This is a genomic window from Fenollaria sporofastidiosus, from assembly GCF_943169635.2.
Lineage (GTDB): Bacteria > Bacillota > Clostridia > Tissierellales > Peptoniphilaceae > Fenollaria > Fenollaria sporofastidiosus.
Map to the genome: position 1 here is coordinate 472,367 of NZ_OW968186.1, position 18,224 is coordinate 490,590.

11 protein-coding genes are annotated in these 18,224 nt (G+C 38.9%); 9 read left to right on the top strand and 2 right to left on the bottom strand.

The genetic code is table 11. The features are described from left to right. Positions 1–44: 44 nt before the first annotated feature. From KO172_RS02275 to KO172_RS02315, 9 genes are all read left to right on the top strand, one after another. Positions 45–593: a LemA family protein gene (locus tag KO172_RS02275; RefSeq protein WP_215491947.1), complete on the top strand. Its 549-nt coding sequence runs from the start codon at positions 45–47 to the stop codon at positions 591–593. Next, positions 593–2,362 carry a DUF2207 family protein gene (locus tag KO172_RS02280; protein WP_215491948.1) on the top strand — a complete coding sequence of 590 codons (1,770 nt, stop codon included), beginning with the start codon at positions 593–595 and terminating at the stop codon, positions 2,360–2,362. The genes KO172_RS02275 and KO172_RS02280 overlap by 1 nt, the downstream gene beginning before the upstream one ends. A gap of 1,415 nt (positions 2,363–3,777) precedes the next feature. Next, complete coding sequence (locus KO172_RS02285; protein WP_215491949.1) at positions 3,778–4,701, top strand: substrate-binding domain-containing protein; 924 nt, start codon at positions 3,778–3,780, stop codon at positions 4,699–4,701. 65 nt (positions 4,702–4,766) lie between these two features. After that, entirely contained in the window at positions 4,767–5,633 is an 867-nt protein-coding gene (gene pstC / locus KO172_RS02290; RefSeq protein WP_215491950.1) for a phosphate ABC transporter permease subunit PstC, read from the top strand. Further along, on the top strand, positions 5,626–6,432 hold the full coding sequence (gene pstA, locus KO172_RS02295; protein ID WP_215491951.1) for a phosphate ABC transporter permease PstA: 807 nt from the start codon (positions 5,626–5,628) through the stop codon (positions 6,430–6,432). The genes pstC and pstA overlap by 8 nt, the downstream gene beginning before the upstream one ends. Continuing rightward, positions 6,432–7,184: a phosphate ABC transporter ATP-binding protein PstB gene (gene pstB / locus KO172_RS02300; RefSeq protein ID WP_215491952.1), complete on the top strand. Its 753-nt coding sequence runs from the start codon at positions 6,432–6,434 to the stop codon at positions 7,182–7,184. The genes pstA and pstB overlap by 1 nt, the downstream gene beginning before the upstream one ends. A 15-nt stretch (positions 7,185–7,199) precedes the next feature. Then, positions 7,200–7,856, top strand: a complete 657-nt coding sequence (phoU, locus tag KO172_RS02305; protein WP_215491953.1) for a phosphate signaling complex protein PhoU — start codon at positions 7,200–7,202, stop codon at positions 7,854–7,856. An 8-nt stretch (positions 7,857–7,864) separates the two neighbouring features. Then, positions 7,865–8,536, top strand: coding sequence for a response regulator transcription factor (locus KO172_RS02310; RefSeq protein ID WP_215491954.1), 672 nt, complete (start codon positions 7,865–7,867; stop codon positions 8,534–8,536). Then, positions 8,533–10,212: a sensor histidine kinase gene (locus tag KO172_RS02315; protein ID WP_215491955.1), complete on the top strand. Its 1,680-nt coding sequence runs from the start codon at positions 8,533–8,535 to the stop codon at positions 10,210–10,212. Before KO172_RS02310 ends, KO172_RS02315 begins: the two co-directional genes overlap by 4 nt. A gap of 136 nt (positions 10,213–10,348) precedes the next feature. Here KO172_RS02315 and KO172_RS02320 read toward each other — a convergent pair whose 3' ends face one another. Both KO172_RS02320 and KO172_RS02325 read right to left on the bottom strand, forming a co-directional pair. Beyond that, positions 10,349–17,707 (bottom strand): S-layer homology domain-containing protein, encoded by a 7,359-nt coding sequence (locus KO172_RS02320; RefSeq protein ID WP_215491956.1) that lies wholly within the window; start codon positions 17,705–17,707, stop codon positions 10,349–10,351. After that, the gene (locus KO172_RS02325) at positions 17,700–17,990 is read right to left on the bottom strand and encodes a hypothetical protein (RefSeq protein WP_215491957.1); all 291 of its coding nucleotides are present in this window, start codon (positions 17,988–17,990) and stop codon (positions 17,700–17,702) included. The genes KO172_RS02320 and KO172_RS02325 overlap by 8 nt, the downstream gene beginning before the upstream one ends. Positions 17,991–18,224 lie beyond the last annotated feature (234 nt).

The following is an 18,224-nucleotide window of genomic DNA, read 5'->3' on the forward strand; positions in this document are numbered from 1 at the left end:
CTTTTTGGGTACAATATTAATACAAAATAAAAAGGAGTGATACTATGCCAATAATAACAATTATTCTTATAGTGCTTGCACTTGTGGCACTATTCTTCATTTCAGAGCAAAGAAAATTCGTTTTCCTAAGCGAAAACATTGACAACGCTCTTGCAAACATCGAGGTAAACCTTAACTCGCGTTGGGACGCATTAAAGGCACTTGCTAGTGCAGTTAAGTCCTACTCAGAGCACGAGTTCGAGACACTTTCAGCCATCATTGATAAGCGCAGCGCGAGCGCAAAATCAGCCGCAGGCGTGAGTGAAGGCGAAGCGCTACTAGGAAGCGCACTATCAAGGATTAATGCCGTTGCAGAGAGCTACCCTGAGCTTAAGGCATCAGAGCTTTACACTAGGACCATGGACTCGATTAACGACTACGAAGGCAAAGTTAGAGTCAGCCGCATGGTATACAACGACAGCGTTACAAAGCTTAACAGAGCTGTGAAGATGTTCCCTTCATCCATAGTTGCAGGCGTTTTAGGCATTAACGCGAAAGACTACTTAGTTGTCGATGACAACAAGAAAGACATGCCAAACTTGGAGTTCAGATAATGAGAAGGCTCTTGGCATGCATCGCCGCAGCCATCATCATAATTTTCTCTTTTAATAGCTACGCATCCTCAGACGAGATCCACTCGATAGACATCAAGGCCAGACTTATGGACGACGGCTCGCTCATGGTAGAAGAGACGTGGAAGGCAAGGGCCGGTTCAGGCACCGAGTTTTTCATACCGAAGAGCCACATGCGTGACATAGTCATCATGGACTTCAAAGTCTCAGATGAAGATGGCGCTTACGAGACAGTCAGCAATTGGAACGTCGACTGGACCTTAGCTGAGAAGGCGCGCAAGTGCGGTCTACATGGCACAGCGGACGGAGTCGAGCTATGCTTTGGTAAAACAGAGCTAAACAAGGACAAGACCTACACACTTAGCTACAAGATGTACAGAGCGGCGCAAAGCTTTTCCGACATGGACGGCTTCAACATACGCTTTGTCAATGATATGATGGATCCTGCGCCAGAGAAGGTCTCCTTCGAGCTAAGCCTTGATGGTGGCGAGATCACAAAGGATAACGCACGCGTATGGGGCTTCGGTTCAGACGCGCCCATAGTCTTTGAAGGTGGCAAAGTCGTCGTGAACGAGATAGCAGACTTCAGTTCCGAGAGTCACCTAACAGTTCTCTTCGGTCTTGAAAAAGGCATCATACACCCCATTAGTGAGGGTAGCGGCAGCTTTGAAGAGCTTAAGAATGCTGCCTTAGAAGGCTCGGACTATGGTAGTCGTGATGATGATATAGAAACAGAAGTTCCTGCAGAAGTTCCTGCTGATAATGACGACTATTATTATCCAAACTATGGCAGATCTAATTTCTTCACGAGATTCATTGGCACTGCTAATCCAGTCGTTTTACCCATCATCTTCATAATCTTTATGTCCATCGTCTCATCGATTATGGGCATAATTACAAAGACTAGGTGCAGATCAGAAAACCGCTTGCCAAGCGATATTGGCTACTACCGCGACTTGCCGCTGGATGGCGATATACTTTTAAACTCAGCCATATACACAGTAAGGAGCGACTTTACTATCGATAATGTTGTTGCGGCATACTTCCTAAAGTGGATCAAAGACGGCAACATCGAGCTAGTTAAGGAGAAGTTCATTAAAGGGCTGATATTCAAAAAAGACGTTTTAGAAGACTGCTTCAAGATAGTCAAGGCACCCGTGACAGACGATGTCATGGAAGATTGGCTGTATAAGATGATTACGAGCGCCTCAGGTGACGACCTCGTGCTAAGAAACGATGAGCTTGTTAGAGCCTTCGAGCGCGGAAGCGTCGCCGAAAAGTTCGTAAAGAGCTACAAAGAGAATGCACTTAGTGCTGCTACAAGGGAAGATCTTATATATAGGAAGTCAGGCTTTATGCTTTCAAGCTACAATGTATACACAGAGCGCGGCCGCGAAGACGCGATTAAGCAGCTGGGCTTCATCAAGTTTTTAAAAGACTTCACACTGATTAATGAAAGAGAGCTAGTCGAAGCCTACTTGTGGGATGACTACCTAGTCCTTGCAACACTCTTTGGACTGGGAGATAAAGTCTTGGAGAAGTTCAAGAGCATAAACCCAAGCTACACATACGCAGGCTATAGAGGACTAGACCCAGTGATTATGTACCACGTTGTGAATAACGTAGGTTCATCCGTAAACCACGCCTACCATAGCAATAGATCCAGCGCCTCACATGGCGGAGGAGGAGGGATGTCGCATGGTGGCGGCGGAGGATTCTCATCCGGTGGTAGTGGAGGAGGAGGAAGATAGCCTTCGTAGGATTTTTCGTTCGATTTGCCCACGAAACTCGTTCGCTGCGCGCCCTCCCTCAACGTACGCGTTTGTACGATGTCGGTCGGTCGCTACGTTCCACTTCGTCCCGTGAATCAAATCGCTCCAAAAAATCTGTATGCGGCGGTTCATTTGAAGAAAATATGTGTATAGCGCAAAATCCATCATAGCGTAAAGGTTCACGTCTACAGACGGGGTTCTTCTTTATTTCAAGAACTTACGGTTGTGGATGGATTATTTTTAAATATTTAATTCACTTCGCCTTATCCATCATAGCGCAAAGGTTCTCGTACGATAAGTACGAGGTTCTTCATCGCTCCAAAAAATCTGTTTGTGGCGGTTCGATTGAAGAAATATATCTGTGGCGGAAGATATTGAGAAAAGTGATTTTAACGAGCGCAGTCATTGGGAGGAATTAAATTTTGTCTTCTCTATCAAATAAGAGAAAAGTGTTATTAACGAAGTGACGCATCTGAACAAATTGTGAAATTTATTAGCGAAGAGAGCTGCCCAAGTGTCTTGCACCAAGGTTCTCGTTCTTTAGAACGAGGTTCTTCCAAAACCATCTAGCTGAGCGTAGCGAACGAATATGGTTTTGCAAGTGAGTGAGCTTTTAGAAATTTCCAATTTGAGAAGCCTAAGTCACGAGTAATACACTTTTCGATTAACAAGACAAACTTCATACACAAGCAAGCGAGAGATGCACTTTTCGATGTATGACTCCCATGTTCAAAATAAAAATTCAAGATATAGCAAAGCAAGTACATATTGTGCTTGCTTTTTTCTTTGCTTGCGTACTATATAGTGGGAGGCTAGGTGCATATTGAGAAAAATATTTCACGAGCGCAGCATTCGGAGAAAACTGTCTTTAGTGAGAAAAGATATGTTCCAAAAGCAGCGCCTTTCTTAATCAATATAAATACGAAGCATTTTAGTGAGAAAATTGTTATTCACGAGCGCAGCATTCGGAGAAAACTGTTTTAATTTCTTGGCGCAACGAACCGCCCAAGTGTCTTGCACCAAGGTTCTCGTTCTTAAGAACGAGGTTCTTCTGGGCTCATCTAGCTGAGCGCAGCGAACGGATATGAGACCACAGGTGAGTAAGCTTAGAAATTATCAGTTTTCGTAGACCAGCAAGCGAAGGAAAGCCGTAAGTTTAATCAAATCGACGTTCACTAACGTTCCGTCTCTTTGTAAACTCTGGCATAAGGCATGCATAGCCAATCAAACTTCGTTTCACTCGTTCTCTTGGTGCATGGACTTAACAATTTTTGATGTGCAAAATTCGCTAAATTTTACATATTTTACAAACTCTTTACAATTCAAACACACACTCTTAACACTCCCCCATTATAATCAACTTGTAAAAATCATTTAAAGGAGTGTTATTTAAAATGACAAAAAAATTAATTTCATTAATGCTAGTACTTGTATTAGCTCTATCACTAGTAGCTTGCTCTAAGGGCGAGGATAAACCAGAGGAAACAGCTACTGAAACAAAAACAGAAGAAAAAACTGAAGAAAAAGCACCTGAAGCTTCTAACGAACCTATCACTGTAATATCAAGAGAAGACGGTTCTGGTACTAGAGGAGCCTTCATCGAAATCACTGGCATAGAAGAAAAAGACGGCGACCAAAAGGTTGACAAAACAACTATTGACGCTGTTGTTCAAAAATCTACTAACGCTGTGCTAATGACTGTTAACGGCGACAAAAATGCCATCGGCTACATCTCTTTAGGCTCTTTAAACGATAGCGTTAAGGCTGTCAAGGTTGAAGGCGTAGAAGCAAGCGCTGAAAACGTTCTAAACGCTTCATATAAGATTGCAAGACCATTCAACATTGTTTACAAAGGCGAGCTAAACGGACTTAAGAAGGACTTCCTTGACTTTATGATGTCTAAGGAAGGTCAAGAAATGGTTCTTGAAAACAAATACGTGCAAGTTGACACTGCAGCAGCTGAATACAAACAAAATTCTCAAAGTGGTAAGCTTGTTATAGGCGGCTCAACTTCTGTTACTCCTCTTATGGAAAAGTTTGCTGAAAAATACATGGAGATGTACCCAGAAGTTAAGATTGAAATACAAGCAACTGGCTCATCTGCTGGTATACAAGCTGCTATACAAGGCGCAGCTGACCTAGGTATGGCTTCAAGAGACCTATCTGACGAGGAAAAAGCAGAATTAACAAATGTAGTTATCGCAAAAGATGGTATCGCTGTTATAGTTCATAATGACAACGCAGTAGAAGACTTGACACTTGATCAAATCAAAGCCATCTTCGTAGGAGATATCAAAACTTGGGGCGACATTAAATAATTAAAATAAATTAGTACTACACGAGGAGGGCCCTAGCGCCCTCCATAATTATATAAGGAGTAATTATGAATAAAAACTTTAAAGAGACTTTCATGAAGTATTTCTTCTTCATCATCTCTCTTATCTCAGTCTTTGCTCTTTTTTTGATATGCTACTTCATTTTTTCAAGAGGCATACCTTTTGTAAAAGAGTACGGACTTAAAGCATTTTTATTTGGCAAAACTTGGGCGCCTAGAAACGTTCCTGCCTCTTATGGCATAGTGTCCATGGTCGTAGGATCTGTATATACAACACTTGGCGCGATAATTATAGGTCTACCTATAGGCCTTTTAACAGCCATTTACATGGCATTTTACGCCAATAAAAATATATACAAAATACTTGAACCCGCTGTTCAGCTCATGGCAGGCATACCTTCAATTGTATATGGTTTCTTCGCTCTAGTAGTTATGGTGCCACTTATAAGAAGTGCATTTGGCGGCGACGGCATGAATATAATAACGGCTTCCCTACTTTTAGGAATAATGATACTTCCAACGATAATATCGATTTGCGATTCATCATTAAGAGCCGTCCCCAAATCCTTCTATCAAGGTTCGGTAGCTTTAGGCGCAAGCAAGGAAATCAGCATATTTAAAGTAGTGGTGCCCGCTGCAAAGAGCGGCATCATCTCATCTTTCATCTTAGGTATAGGTAGAGCCATCGGCGAGACTATGGCAGTTTACTTAGTTGCAGGCAATCAGCCAAGAATACCAACCCATCTTACACAAGGCGTTAGAACCTTAACAACAAACATCGTTATAGAGATGGCATACGCGACGCCAAAGCATTTGCAAGCGCTTATCGCGACAGCCATGGTTCTATTTATCTTTATTTTGATAATTAATACTATTTTCTACTTTATAAAAGGAAGTGAGAAGAATTATGAGTAAATTTTTAAAAATCTTGATTAAGACCGCTGCCTACTTTACATTAGGGGTGCTTATCTTCATAATCCTCTACATTTCTATCAATGGCATACCAAACTTAAGGCTGTCACTTTTTGCGTTTAAGTACACAACAGAAAACGTATCAATGCTGCCAAGCCTCATCACTACGCTAATGGTAGTCGTTTTGACTCTTGTGGCCGCCGTGCCCATAGGAGTCGCGAGCGCCATCTACCTAAGTGAATACGCGAATAAAGGCTCTAAAGTCGTTAGACTAATTAGGCTTGGAACAGAGTCACTAGCAGGGATACCCTCCATCATCTACGGACTTTTTGGCCTGATCCTTTTCGTTTATCAACTACAAATGCAATACAGTGTGGCTGCTTGCGTGTTAACCGCCATCATTATGGTTTTGCCAATTATAATCAGAACATCTGAAGAGGCGCTTCTTAGTGTGCCTGACTCGTTTAGAAAGGCATCTTATGGTTTAGGCGCAGGAAAGCTCTCGACCATATTTAAAGTAGTTTTGCCTCCAGCCATGAACGGAATTTTGGCTGGGATAATACTTGCGATAGGAAGGATAGTCGGCGAAACAGCCGCATTTATCTACACTCTAGGTAACACTACTGGCCTACCGACTGCCTTAAATCAATCCGGCAGGACACTGGCCCTCCACATGTACTCTTTGAGCGAAGAAGGTTTTCACGTTGAAGAAAGTTTTGCGACTGCCTTCATATTACTGATAGTGGTCGTCATCATTAACATGCTATCAACAAAATTATCAAGAAAGGTTATGAGTAAATAATGAATAAAATTGAAGTTAAAAACGTTGACCTCTTTTATGGTGATTTTCAGGCTTTAAAAGACGTGTCAATAACAATGCCCGAGAACAAGATAACGGCCTTCATTGGTCCATCTGGCTGCGGTAAGTCAACTATGCTAAAGAGTTTAAATCGCATGAACGACCTTGTAGATGGCGTTAAGATTACTGGCGAGATCACTTTAGATGGCGAAGACATCTACGCGCCAAAGGTAGATGTGAACGAGCTTCGCAAGAGGATCGGCATGGTTTTTCAGCAGCCAAACCCCTTCAGCATGTCTATCTATGATAACATTGCTTATGGTCCTCGTGTGCACGGGATAAAAAAGAAAAAAGACCTTGACATCATCGTAGAGAGGTCGCTACGTGGCGCTGCTCTTTGGGACGAAGTAAAGGATAAATTAAAGAGAAATGCGCTTCAAATATCTGGAGGGCAGCAACAAAGACTATGTATAGCAAGGGCGCTAGCTGTTGAGCCAGAAGTTTTACTTATGGACGAGCCAACATCGGCCCTTGACCCAATATCTACATCTAAGATTGAAGAATTATGCGACTCACTTAAGGACCATTACACCATAGTCATAGTGACACACAACATGCAGCAAGCTGCTCGTATATCGGACTTTTGCTCTTTCTTTTTTGAAGGAGAAATAATCGAATCGGATCAAACGAGCACCATTTTCCAAAATCCAAAAAATAAAAAAACTGAAGACTACATTACTGGTCGTTTCGGTTAAAAAAGGGGTATAATCATGGTAAGAACAAGATACATTAACGAGTTAGAAAATTTAAAAAACGAAATCATTTTATATAGTGCTACAGTTGAAAAAATGCTGATGGATATGAAGGTCATCATCGAAGAGGCGCCAGATAGCTCTGATTTAGCGGATAAGCTAAGTGTGCTCGAAGCAAAAGATGAAGAAATACGCGGCTTTAGTAGAGATATCGAAACGCTTTGCCTTAAGATTATGTCGACGCAGCAACCCGTTGCAAAGGATTTAAGGTTTGTCTCGTCAACTTTGAATATCATTAGAAATATTGAAAAGATTGGCGGCCACGTGATTGAGGTCGCTGGCCTTTTAAAATTCACAAATGCACTCGAAGACTTCACTGAAGAGATTTTGGATATGTGCCTATCAACTAAGAAAATGCTTAAGAGCGCGATTGATGCCTTTATCACTGGCGACTTGGAAGAGAGCTACAAGGTCATCGCCTCTGATGACAAGATTGACGACTTGTTCAGTCACATTATGAATGAAGTCGCCACTAAGATTAGCGAGAAAAAAGAGGGCGCTCTAAGGCTCATAGACATAATTCAAGTAGCGAAGTACTTCGAAAGGATTGGCGACAACGCAGAGGCTATCGCGGACTGGAGCGTTTTTTCAATCACAGCAAAGCACTATGAGTAGGAGGAACTATGATTTATATAGTTGAAGACGACAGAAGCATTAGAGAATTAGTTCTATATGCTCTGCACAATGAAAATTACAAGGCTGAAGGCTTTGAGAATAGCGATGAATTATTTCTCGCGCTTAAAAAAGAGACGCCAACACTTATAATGCTCGACATCATGCTGCCTGGTATGAGCGGCCTTGAAATACTTGATAAAATGAAAAAAGATGCTGCACTAAAGAATATCCCTGTGATAATGCTAACAGCAAAAACAAGTGAGTTTGATAAGATTACAGGCCTTGATAGAGGTGCCGATGACTACATCACAAAGCCATTTAGCGTCTTGGAGCTCTTGGCAAGAGTTAGAGCCCTACTTAGACGCAGCAAAGTAAGTGAAGGCGAGGTCCTTGAGTACGCAGGCATAACTCTTGACTACGAAAAAAGAATCGCAAAAGTCGATGGACGCGAAATTTCTCTAACATATAAAGAATTCGAGCTACTCTACTTTTTACTATCAAACCCAAACATCGTTTTGACTAGAGATAGACTTATAGAAAAGATTTGGGGCTACGATTTTGAAGGAGAAACAAGAACCGTTGACGTTCACATCGCCTCAATTAGATCCAAGATTGAGCCATATCAAGGCATAATCAAGACTATCAGAAGCCTTGGCTACAAAGTTGGTGATGCTAAATGAAGAAAAAATTAAATATCACCTACGCCATCTGCTTTTTTCTAGCGATATTAATAAGCGTTTCATTCACAGTTTTTTTAATCTACAAAAATACTAGCGCAAACGAGCTAAGAGATTTGCAAGATGAATTGAAATTTGCCTCGAGCATAGATTTGGACGCACTTGAAAATATTGGCACATTTAAAAATAATATCCGTGTGACAGTAGTGGACCCTGATGGAAGGGTCATCTATGACAATTTTACAGATCCAAAAAATATGGAGAGCCATGCGGGTAGAAAAGAGATTAAAGAAGCACTTGCTGGCAAAGTTGGCAAGGACGTAAGGCTATCAAATACGCTTGGTAAAGACACTTACTACTACGCACAGCTTATGCAAGATGGAAACGTAGTAAGAATTTCAAAGCAAACAGAGTCCATACTCTCGCAGTTTATGAAGACAGTGCCACTAATTCTACTTATGTCAATCATCTTGATTATGGTCTTAGTCATAGTAAATAAAAAACTTGTCGATAAACTACTTAAGCCCATCGACTATGCGTCAGAGCACCTTCATAGAGATGATTTTAGTACCCAAAAGCTTGATGTTTACGACGAGCTAAGTCCATTCATAAGAACTATAGAGAGAAAAAATAAAGATATCAAAGACTATATCGAAAGGCTTGAAACTAAGGAAGCAACAGTAAGTGAGATACTTCGTAACATGAACGAAGGGCTAGTTTTAATTGATCCAGAGCTAAAAGTTCTTCAGTTAAACGAGGCGGCGAAGAGGCTATTTAAGGCCAATATGCAAAGTAATTACATCGATATGGATGTCGTGAGACTTACAAGAAGTCAAGAAGTTTCGGATAAATTAAATACTTTAAGAGAAACGCATAAAGCTTCAAGCTTCGAGCTTATGTCCGATGAAGACAGCCTAAAAATTTACCTTTCGCCTATTGAGAGCGGTAGCACACTTACAGGTATCATCATGCTTGTACTTGATGTGAATGACGAGAAGAAGGCAGAAAGGCTTAGACGCGAATTTTCTGCGAACGTTTCACACGAGCTAAAGAGTCCACTCACATCGATATCGGGCTACGCAGAGCTAATTAAGAATGGCATGGTGAAGGACGAAGACATCAAAAAATTCTCCGGCATCATCTTTGACGAAGCAGGTCAAATGCTAAGGCTTATTGAAAACATCATATTGATATCGAAGCTTGACGAAAAACCACAGCTCAAATGCGAAGAAGAAGTTTCGATTAAAGAGTGCATAGATGGCATACTAAAGCTGTATAAAGGAAAAATTGATGCGAAAAATTTATCGCTCGAGTGCCATATTGAAGAAGGACTTACGAAAAAAGTGCCGCTTGGCATGCTTTCAGAGCTTTACAGGAATTTGATATCAAACGCAATCAAGTACAATAAAGATGGCGGCAAAATCACCATAACAGTAGAAAGACGCGCCGATAATATCATAAGCAAAATTACAGACACCGGCATAGGCATCGCGCAAGAAGAAGTTCCTCGTATATTCGAACGCTTCTACATGGTTGACAAAGGAAGAAACAGAAACACAAACTCAACAGGTTTGGGACTCGCCATAGTTAAGCATATAGTTGAAGATATGGGTGGGACTATAGATGTGGCTAGCGAAATGGGAAAAGGAACTACTATGAAGGTGATCTTTAGTAAATAGTGTAAATTTGCTCTGCGAACTTAGTTTTGAGACGACTCAGGTGAATAAACGTTTTACAAATAAATACGTATATATACACAAAAGACGCATATCATTTAGGTATGCGTCTTTCTATCTTGATATTCTATTATTTTAATTATCTAATAACATTGTACTGAAACTTCTTTTGTTGAATTCTTAAATAATCAGTAACGATATTAAATGTAAGATTATCCATTACAACAGTATTCGCCTTATAATATCTATTATCTGTAAGCAATGTGTTGCTTGCGCATAGTATGTCTTCATATAGAGGCATGCTTGGATTGATATCCTTGTAAGTTAATAGTGTGTTTACGCTTCTCTTTAGATATACCTTATCAAGCACTCTTCTGAAGGCTCTATTAGATACATAAGCAACTTCTTGTCTTGTGATAGGCTTGTCAGCATCAAACTTCGCTGTACCATCTTGGTAAACGCCTAGCCAGCCAGCTTCATAAGCCGCTTCGACTTCAGCTGTTGCCCAGTGACCATTTCTTAGCATCATAGTATTGCCACTTGCCTCTTTAATGTCTTGGAACCTTCTAAGTGTTGCAACCCACTCAGCTCTAGTGATCTTACCTTCTGGTTTAAAAGTACCATCGCTATATCCTTGGAATACACCCGCTTGAGTTACGACTCTGATTGCGTCTGTGTACCAAACGTTTCCAACGTCACTGTAGCTTAGAGCGTAGTTTGCATCGTATCTGTAGCCGTCAGCCTTTAGAGCGTTGGCTAAGATTTGTGCCGCTTCGCATCTTCTTAAGCCATCGTATGGTCTGAACTTGCCGTTAAAGCCTTGCATGTATCTGATTTCTTTTTGCATTTCATCATTTTCGCCAACTTTGACAATCTTTTCAACAATCTTTTCTTTTTCGACAATTTTGTCTCTGTAGATAACTTCTGGATATGGTCTGTATCCTGGTTCACCGCCTGGCTTACCAGGTGAAGAAACTTGTTTAACTTTAGCAGTTACTACGATATCGCGATTGTTTATAACAATTGCATCTGCTGTATCCCAAGTATCAAATGCATATCCTGCAGCTGCATTAACATTTGGTTTTTTTAATGCTGCAAGTGTTAAATCTAATCCGCTTGTATTTTTTGCGCCCTTCTTAATAAAGAAAGCCTTAGACTTTGCTAGTTTTAATCCAGCTTCCGCCTCGAATCTAACTAAGACGTAACCCTCTGGTCTAGCAGTTGGATCGTTTGGATCGTATTCGATAATATCTTCAGCGCCAGTATAATTTGCTTTGATAATTGTTTCTTCTTTAAATTGATGTCTTTTTGCTAATGTATATGGAACATCAATATCATGTCCATTAGCATCTTTTCCTGGAATAGTCCAATTAATAAATCTGTATCCATTAATTGCTGTTGGATCTGATCCAGGTATTACAACTTGTGCATCAGGATTTACATAGAAGTAAGTTTTTTGTGGGTCTTTAGCCTTTGTAGTAGGATCTACTGTTACTTTTTTGTATCCGTCTGGCACATAAATAGGCTTGCCTTCTTTAGTTTTTGCTTCGTAAATGTTTTTAACTACCTTGATAGGTATGTCTACATCTTGAACTTCACCGTTTGCAAATGTTACTTTAGCCTTAATTTTTTCTATTCTAGATACTTCAGTTTCATCTTTTTCTTTTAGCTTATCATAAAGTTCTGTTGCTAAATCTGCATAAGCGTTTCCATTTGCATCTTTGCCTAAAATAAATGCTACTGTAGCATCAGTTGGCACATTTTGTTCATTTCCACTAGCATCCTTAACTTTGATTGCTTTTTTCAAAGTAACTTCACTTGGAATAAAGTTATTTATCCAAGTGTTGCCATCTTTAAATGATTCAGCAACTGTCAATCCTTCAGTCGAAACATTACCTTGATCTATTGTAACTTTTTCATATTGTGCAGTTATAGTTGTTTCTACAGGGAATTTATCTTCTATACCATCAGCTACCACATTTTCACTCCAAGTTCTTGGACCATTTTCATTCGATTTCCATTTAGTGAATTTCCATGAATACTCTTTAGGATTGCTTGCATCAACTGGAACATCTTTACCTGCTGGTTTAGTAACTGGTAGCTTAACTTTTTTATTAGGATTTACATAGAAAATTTGTTCTTCTTTTTCTGCTGGATTTGTAGAAAGTTTAGCCTTATCAGTCTTTTTAGTAGTTACTTTTACATAGTCATCTGGTGTTTCCGCTGGTTTATTTCCACTTGCATCTGCTGTAAGCACGTCATCTACATAAGTTGCTGTGATAATTGTTCCATTGATATCAGTGAATTTCTTAGGAGTGCTTGACTTGTAGACATCGCTTCCTAGCTTCCACTCCTTAAACGTCTTAGTGCCTGCGCCTACTGGATCTGCAATTTGGAATGTAACTTCCTTAGTTGGATTAACCCAATAGATTTTATCTGTCGTGTCAGTAGCCTCGTTTGTTGGCTTGAATGTAACCTTAACAAAGTTACTTGGAACTGTATTCGGCTTATTGTTTGGATCAGTTTGCTCGATTACATCTGTAGTGTACTCAGCTGTTATTGTTGTTTCTACATTAAATTGATATCTTTCATTATCAGTTTGAGCTAATTTATATTCTGTATTGCCATTAGCCCACTTAACGAAGGTATTTGTGCCCACTCCTACTGGATTGTCTTTAGTAATAAGAACGTTTGCCGCTGGATTTACATAGTAGTAAGTCTTTTGTGGGTCTTTAGCGTTTGTTGTTGGGTCTAGGATTACTTTTACATAATCTGTTGGTACGTAGTAAGGCTTTTCTGATAAAGTTTTTGCTTCGTAGATGTTTTTAATAACTTTGATAGGTATTTCTACTGTTTGTTCTTCAGCTCCTGGCATTGTGACTTTAGCTTTAAGTTTTTCTGTTCTAGATGGTTTATTGCCATCATCTTTTTCTTTTAGCTTATCATATAGATAATTCTTTAATTGATCTCCGCTTATGGCAGCATCATTATTATCTAAAAACTTAATCGTAGTACCTGTAGGTAAGTCTTTTAGTTGACCATTGTCATCTGTCACTTTAAGTGCTTTTTTTAGAACGTCTTCACTTGCTTCGTCAATAAATTTATTAACCCACTCAGTTGCATTCTTTTTAAGTGACTCGTGAACTGTAATTTCATTTGCCACAACCGTTCCTTTGTCTATTATAACTTTTTTATACTCTGCGTTTATTTCTGTATCTATCTTGAATATAGCTGTGATACCTGTGTCAATATTTGTATCCCAAGTTCTTGTAGCTGTTTCAGTAGAAATCCACTTTGTGAATTGCCACTTATATGCCTTTTCAGTTCCAGCAGCAGCTACTTCTTTACCTACTGGCTTAGCAATTGGAATTGTTACTTCAACACTTGGTTTAACCCAGAATATTTTATCTACATTTTCTGCAGCTTTGTCTGTCGGTTTAAATGTTACCTTAACAAAATCGTTTGGTACATTGGCAGGTTTATCAATTCCTGTTTGAGGAATTACATTTTTTCCTTGATATTTATATTGAGCAACGTGAGTTGTATTTTGTGAATATGCTGTAGCAATCTCTGGTGACCAAGCATCTTTGCCTCCCTTTTGTTCAAAGCCTTTAGCTATGTCAGGAGTTACTGTTGGAGCAGTAAGTGTTACTTCAGTATTCTTTAGTACCCAGTACACTGCTTGACCAGTTATAGTGCCGTGATCGCCTTTAGTAAATTCTACTTTTACATAATTTATAGTATCACTTGGATCAGATGTTAAAACATCTTTTAGATATTTAGCTGTAACTTCTTTTGCTTCCTTAATAACTGTATCTTCAGCTAAATCCCAGCCAACATGTTTCCAATGATCATCTGCTGTTACTTTTGGATGTCTTATATCAGAAAGTTTTTTATTCGCATCTGGATTTACCCAATAAACTGTAGTGCCGTCAAGTGTACCATTAGTACCCTCTTTAAACTCAACCTTAACATATCCAGGTTTTTTAACTGTTAGAATATCATCAAGCTTATTGTACTCGGCTTTGATTGTTGTTTTTTTCTTAAATGTAGCTGTAAGATATTTATCCCATGCGTTAAAGTCTGGTTTTTGTTCGTAGCCTTGATTTGCTGTTACGCTTGGTGCTGTTAATGTTACTTCTTTATTTGGATTAACCCAGTATTTAACCGTTTGATTTGCATCTATTGTTCCATCGTTTCCTGCAACAAATTCAACAAGTACAAAATTAGCTGGTACTGTAGCAGGTTTAGATCCATCTGAATTTGGAGCTATAACATCATCACCATTGTAATAGTATTGAGCAACGTGTTCTGTATTTGCAGAATATTTTGTAGCTTGTTTTGGTGACCAAGCCTCGTCGCCTGTTATTTGTGCGTAGCCTGTCGCTGGTGTTACTCTTGGTGCTGTTAATGATACTTCAGCATTCTTTAGTACCCAGTACTTTGCTGTATCTCCAGCTTTGATTTTACCGTGAGCGCCTTTAGTAAATTCAACTGTTACATATTTATCAGCATCAACTGTTGGCGCTGTTTTTAAAACATTTTCTAAATACTTAGCAGTAACTACTAATGGATTTGCTGTTTGCTCGTTAATTGCTGTAGTATCAGCAACGTCCCAACCATTGTGGCTCCAACCTGTACTTGGACTTACATTTGGATGAGTTACATCCTTAAGAGTTTTATTCTTTAGTGGATTTACCCAATAAGTTTGTGTTCCGTCAAGATGGCCATTATTACCAGCCTTAAACTCTACCTTTACATAGCCAGGTTTTTCTTCTGTTAATATATCGCCAAGCTCTTTGTACTGAGCTGTAATTTTTGTTGCTTCTGTAAATGTTTTTGTTAAAGGTTTGTCCCAAGCGTTAAGTCTTAACTGTTGCCTATAACCTATGTTAGGTTTTATTTCTGGAGCAGTAAGAGTTACCTCTTTATTAGGATTAACCCAATACATAATAGTTTGATTTTGAGCGAACTCACCATGGTCGCCCTTATCAAATGTTACAAGTACATAGCCCTGTGGCACAGTTGGTTTAACATTAGGATCTGTTTGTGGAATTACATCTTCACCATTGAATTTATATTGAGCTGTGTGAACTGTGTCTTCGTAGTAGTACTTAGCAACTTTTGGTGACCAGGCATCATTGCCTGTTTTTTGTGCGTAGCCAGTATTTGCTGTAACATTTGGTTCAGTTAAATTAACTTCTTCTTGTTTTAGAACCCAATATTGAGTTTTTTCAGTATTCGCAATAGTTCCGTGCTTGCCTTGATTGAACTCAACTTTTACATATTTATCTTTATTTTCTGTTGGCTCTTTCGTTAAAACTTTTTCTAAATACTGAGCTGTTACTTCTGTTTTTTCTGTAATAGCTGTGCTCTTATCTTTATCCCAGCCATTTTCCTTCCATCCATCATTTGCTTTTATAGTTGGATGAATGATATCAGAAAGTGTTATCCCTGCGTTTGGTTTAACCCAATACTTTGTTGTCCCATCAAGTGTACCGTTTGTTCCAACCTTAAATTCAACCAGTACAAAGTTATCCGGTACATTTGGTTTAGCATTTCCTGTTTGAGTGACAATATTTGAAACATATTGCGCTTCAATTGTAGTTTTATTAGCAGTAAATTGATGTCTTGGTTTCTTTGCAAGCTCATATACATCTGTCCCAATAGTCCATTTCTCAAAAGTATTATTAGCATTTCCTGTTGGATCTGCTCCTGGAATAACAACTTTAGCAGCCGGATTTACATAGTAATAAGTTTTTTGAGGGTCAGTAGCCTTTGTAGTAGGATCTACGATTACTTTTACATAATCACTTGGTACGTAGTAAGGCTTTTCAGTTAAAGTTTTTGCTTCGTAAATGTTTTTAACTACCTTGATAGGTATATCTACTGTTTTTGTTTTATTATTGGCAAATGTAATTTTTGCCGTAACTTTTTCTGTTCTTGTTGGTTCGTCTTTAGTATTATCTTTTTCTTGTAACTTTCCATAAAGATAATTCTTTAATGCATCGCCATCAGCTGTATATTCATTTGCTCCATCCACTATTGCAAAGGTGTCACTATTTGCTAGTGGTTTTAGGTCTCCATTTGCATCTTTAATCTTTACTTGTCCCTTTAATTGGTCAAGTGTCGGAATAAAGTCATTAACCCAATTATCTCCATCTTTAAATGATTCTTTTACTTCAAGCTCTTCTTCTTGTATATCGTTATTGTCCCAAATAGCGTAGAAAGTCTTTGCTTCTGTGATGTTTTTAAAAGCATCATCAGTGACTGGAGTAATTGTTCCTTGATTATCTTTTTTGCCCCAGCCCTTAAAAGTTTCTAGATCTTTTTTAGGCTCTTCAGCCTTGTCAGTTAAAGTGCCATCATATTCAACTTCTTTTACAATTTTTATTTCAGTATCAGGAGCTGTAAAATTAGCGAATTTACCACCATTCGCATCAAATGTCACTGGGATAATCTCAGTCATAGTAAGCTTTCCGCCGTTTATGACGTCGTATTTGAAGTCGTATTTGAACTTATGGTCTCCTGATGTAACAGTCTTATTTGTAGTATCAAAAGTTAAACCTGTTGTATCAGCTTTTACTTTAATATCTGTAGGCTTATTATATAAAAAGCTTACAAAAATCTTATCTGGTTTTCTACCTTCTCTTAAACTGTTAGTTCTTAGTATAACAGATTTAGTATCATTCTTTGGCAAATCAAAGATTGCAGTTTTTGTATTACTACCACTAGAACCTGTCATAGTTCCTTGTAGTTGTGGTCTTTCGCCCTCTACTACTGCTGTGCGCCACTCTGATACAAATTTTGATGAAGCAACTTGTTGTAGTCCTATCTCTAAAGTTAAGTGATATTTAATTCTGCCCTCTGCATCCGGTTTTTCAAATGTGGGTGAACCAGCATTTCCTGTTGTAGTTAACCTTGCAGTAAGCAGTTTAACCTTGTCAGAAACTTCCTCATCTAGTTTTACTTCATAAGTTAGAGGCTCTAGTTTATTATTAAATAAAGGTAGTTCTGCTGGATTCCCCTCTCCATCAGTCCAAGTATATGTGCCTGCTTGATTTACATTTAAAACACGCTCTACACCTGTCTCAACACCAGTCTCGTCATTCATTTGTATAAATCTTAAGTGTACCTCTTCAGTACCGAAGATTTCATTCCACTGGAATGGATTTCCACCAAGACCTGTAACTTTAAGATCGGCCTTAACTTCACCGTGGTACTTTAGCTTGTCCCCGTTCTTTGGCTCTTGGCCTTCTTCGAAGTAGCCGAACAGGCTTGCACCTGGGTCTGCGGATCTTCTCACTCTATTTTTTGCTGTCAATCTGTTTAACTCTAACATAAGCTTTGCGTCGTAGCTGTCGCCATTGATCACGCCTACAGTTACTAAGCCGTCCTCAGGAGCTTTCACCTCCTCTTTTGCAAATATTGCTTGTGGTGCAATGATTTGTAAAAACATTGCTATCGCTAGTATCAAAGAAGCTAATCTTTTAGTCATTTACTTTCACCTTTCCTCTACTTTTATTTGCGCTCTCTTCTTTATAGAGCAAAACCTTAGTTTCATTTCTTCTTATTTTATTGCCTAAATTATTAGGCTCGTTCATATCCCTTAAAATATCTTTACGCATATAGCTTAAATATATATGCTCTTTCTCACAATGTCCTCTTGCTTTTATCTTAATGCCGTTTTCTGCCGTGAGCACAAATCTCGAAAGCAGTGTCATTAAGAGCGTCACTGCGAGGACTAAAAGCACAGTCCCTTTAATTGTAATCTCCTTCATATATATCCCCTCGATTTAATTATATACATAGCGCATTTTGCATGCACTTCTCTTCATATTATTATACCACAAAATGCCGTCATTTTAAATAATTTATGTAAATTTAACACGTTGGTAACAATATTTTACAAAAGTTATCATTTTATATAAATATTTTTTAAAAAATAATAAAAAAATATTATTGCACACAAAAAAGATGCCAAGCATATAGCTTAGCATCTCTAAAATCTTTTG

Excerpts from the sequence above, each read along its gene's own strand:
- phoU (WP_215491953.1), top strand. The coding sequence starts at position 7,200 with ATGGTAAGAACAAGATACATTAACGAGTTAGAAAATTTAAAAAACGAA.
- pstC (WP_215491950.1), top strand. The coding sequence starts at position 4,767 with ATGAATAAAAACTTTAAAGAGACTTTCATGAAGTATTTCTTCTTCATC.
- KO172_RS02325 (WP_215491957.1), bottom strand. The coding sequence starts at position 17,990 with ATGAAGGAGATTACAATTAAAGGGACTGTGCTTTTAGTCCTCGCAGTG.
- KO172_RS02315 (WP_215491955.1), top strand. The coding sequence starts at position 8,533 with ATGAAGAAAAAATTAAATATCACCTACGCCATCTGCTTTTTTCTAGCG.
- KO172_RS02280 (WP_215491948.1), top strand. The coding sequence starts at position 593 with ATGAGAAGGCTCTTGGCATGCATCGCCGCAGCCATCATCATAATTTTC.
- KO172_RS02320 (WP_215491956.1), bottom strand. The coding sequence starts at position 17,707 with ATGACTAAAAGATTAGCTTCTTTGATACTAGCGATAGCAATGTTTTTA.
- pstA (WP_215491951.1), top strand. The coding sequence starts at position 5,626 with ATGAGTAAATTTTTAAAAATCTTGATTAAGACCGCTGCCTACTTTACA.
- pstB (WP_215491952.1), top strand. The coding sequence starts at position 6,432 with ATGAATAAAATTGAAGTTAAAAACGTTGACCTCTTTTATGGTGATTTT.
- KO172_RS02310 (WP_215491954.1), top strand. The coding sequence starts at position 7,865 with ATGATTTATATAGTTGAAGACGACAGAAGCATTAGAGAATTAGTTCTA.
- KO172_RS02275 (WP_215491947.1), top strand. The coding sequence starts at position 45 with ATGCCAATAATAACAATTATTCTTATAGTGCTTGCACTTGTGGCACTA.
- KO172_RS02285 (WP_215491949.1), top strand. The coding sequence starts at position 3,778 with ATGACAAAAAAATTAATTTCATTAATGCTAGTACTTGTATTAGCTCTA.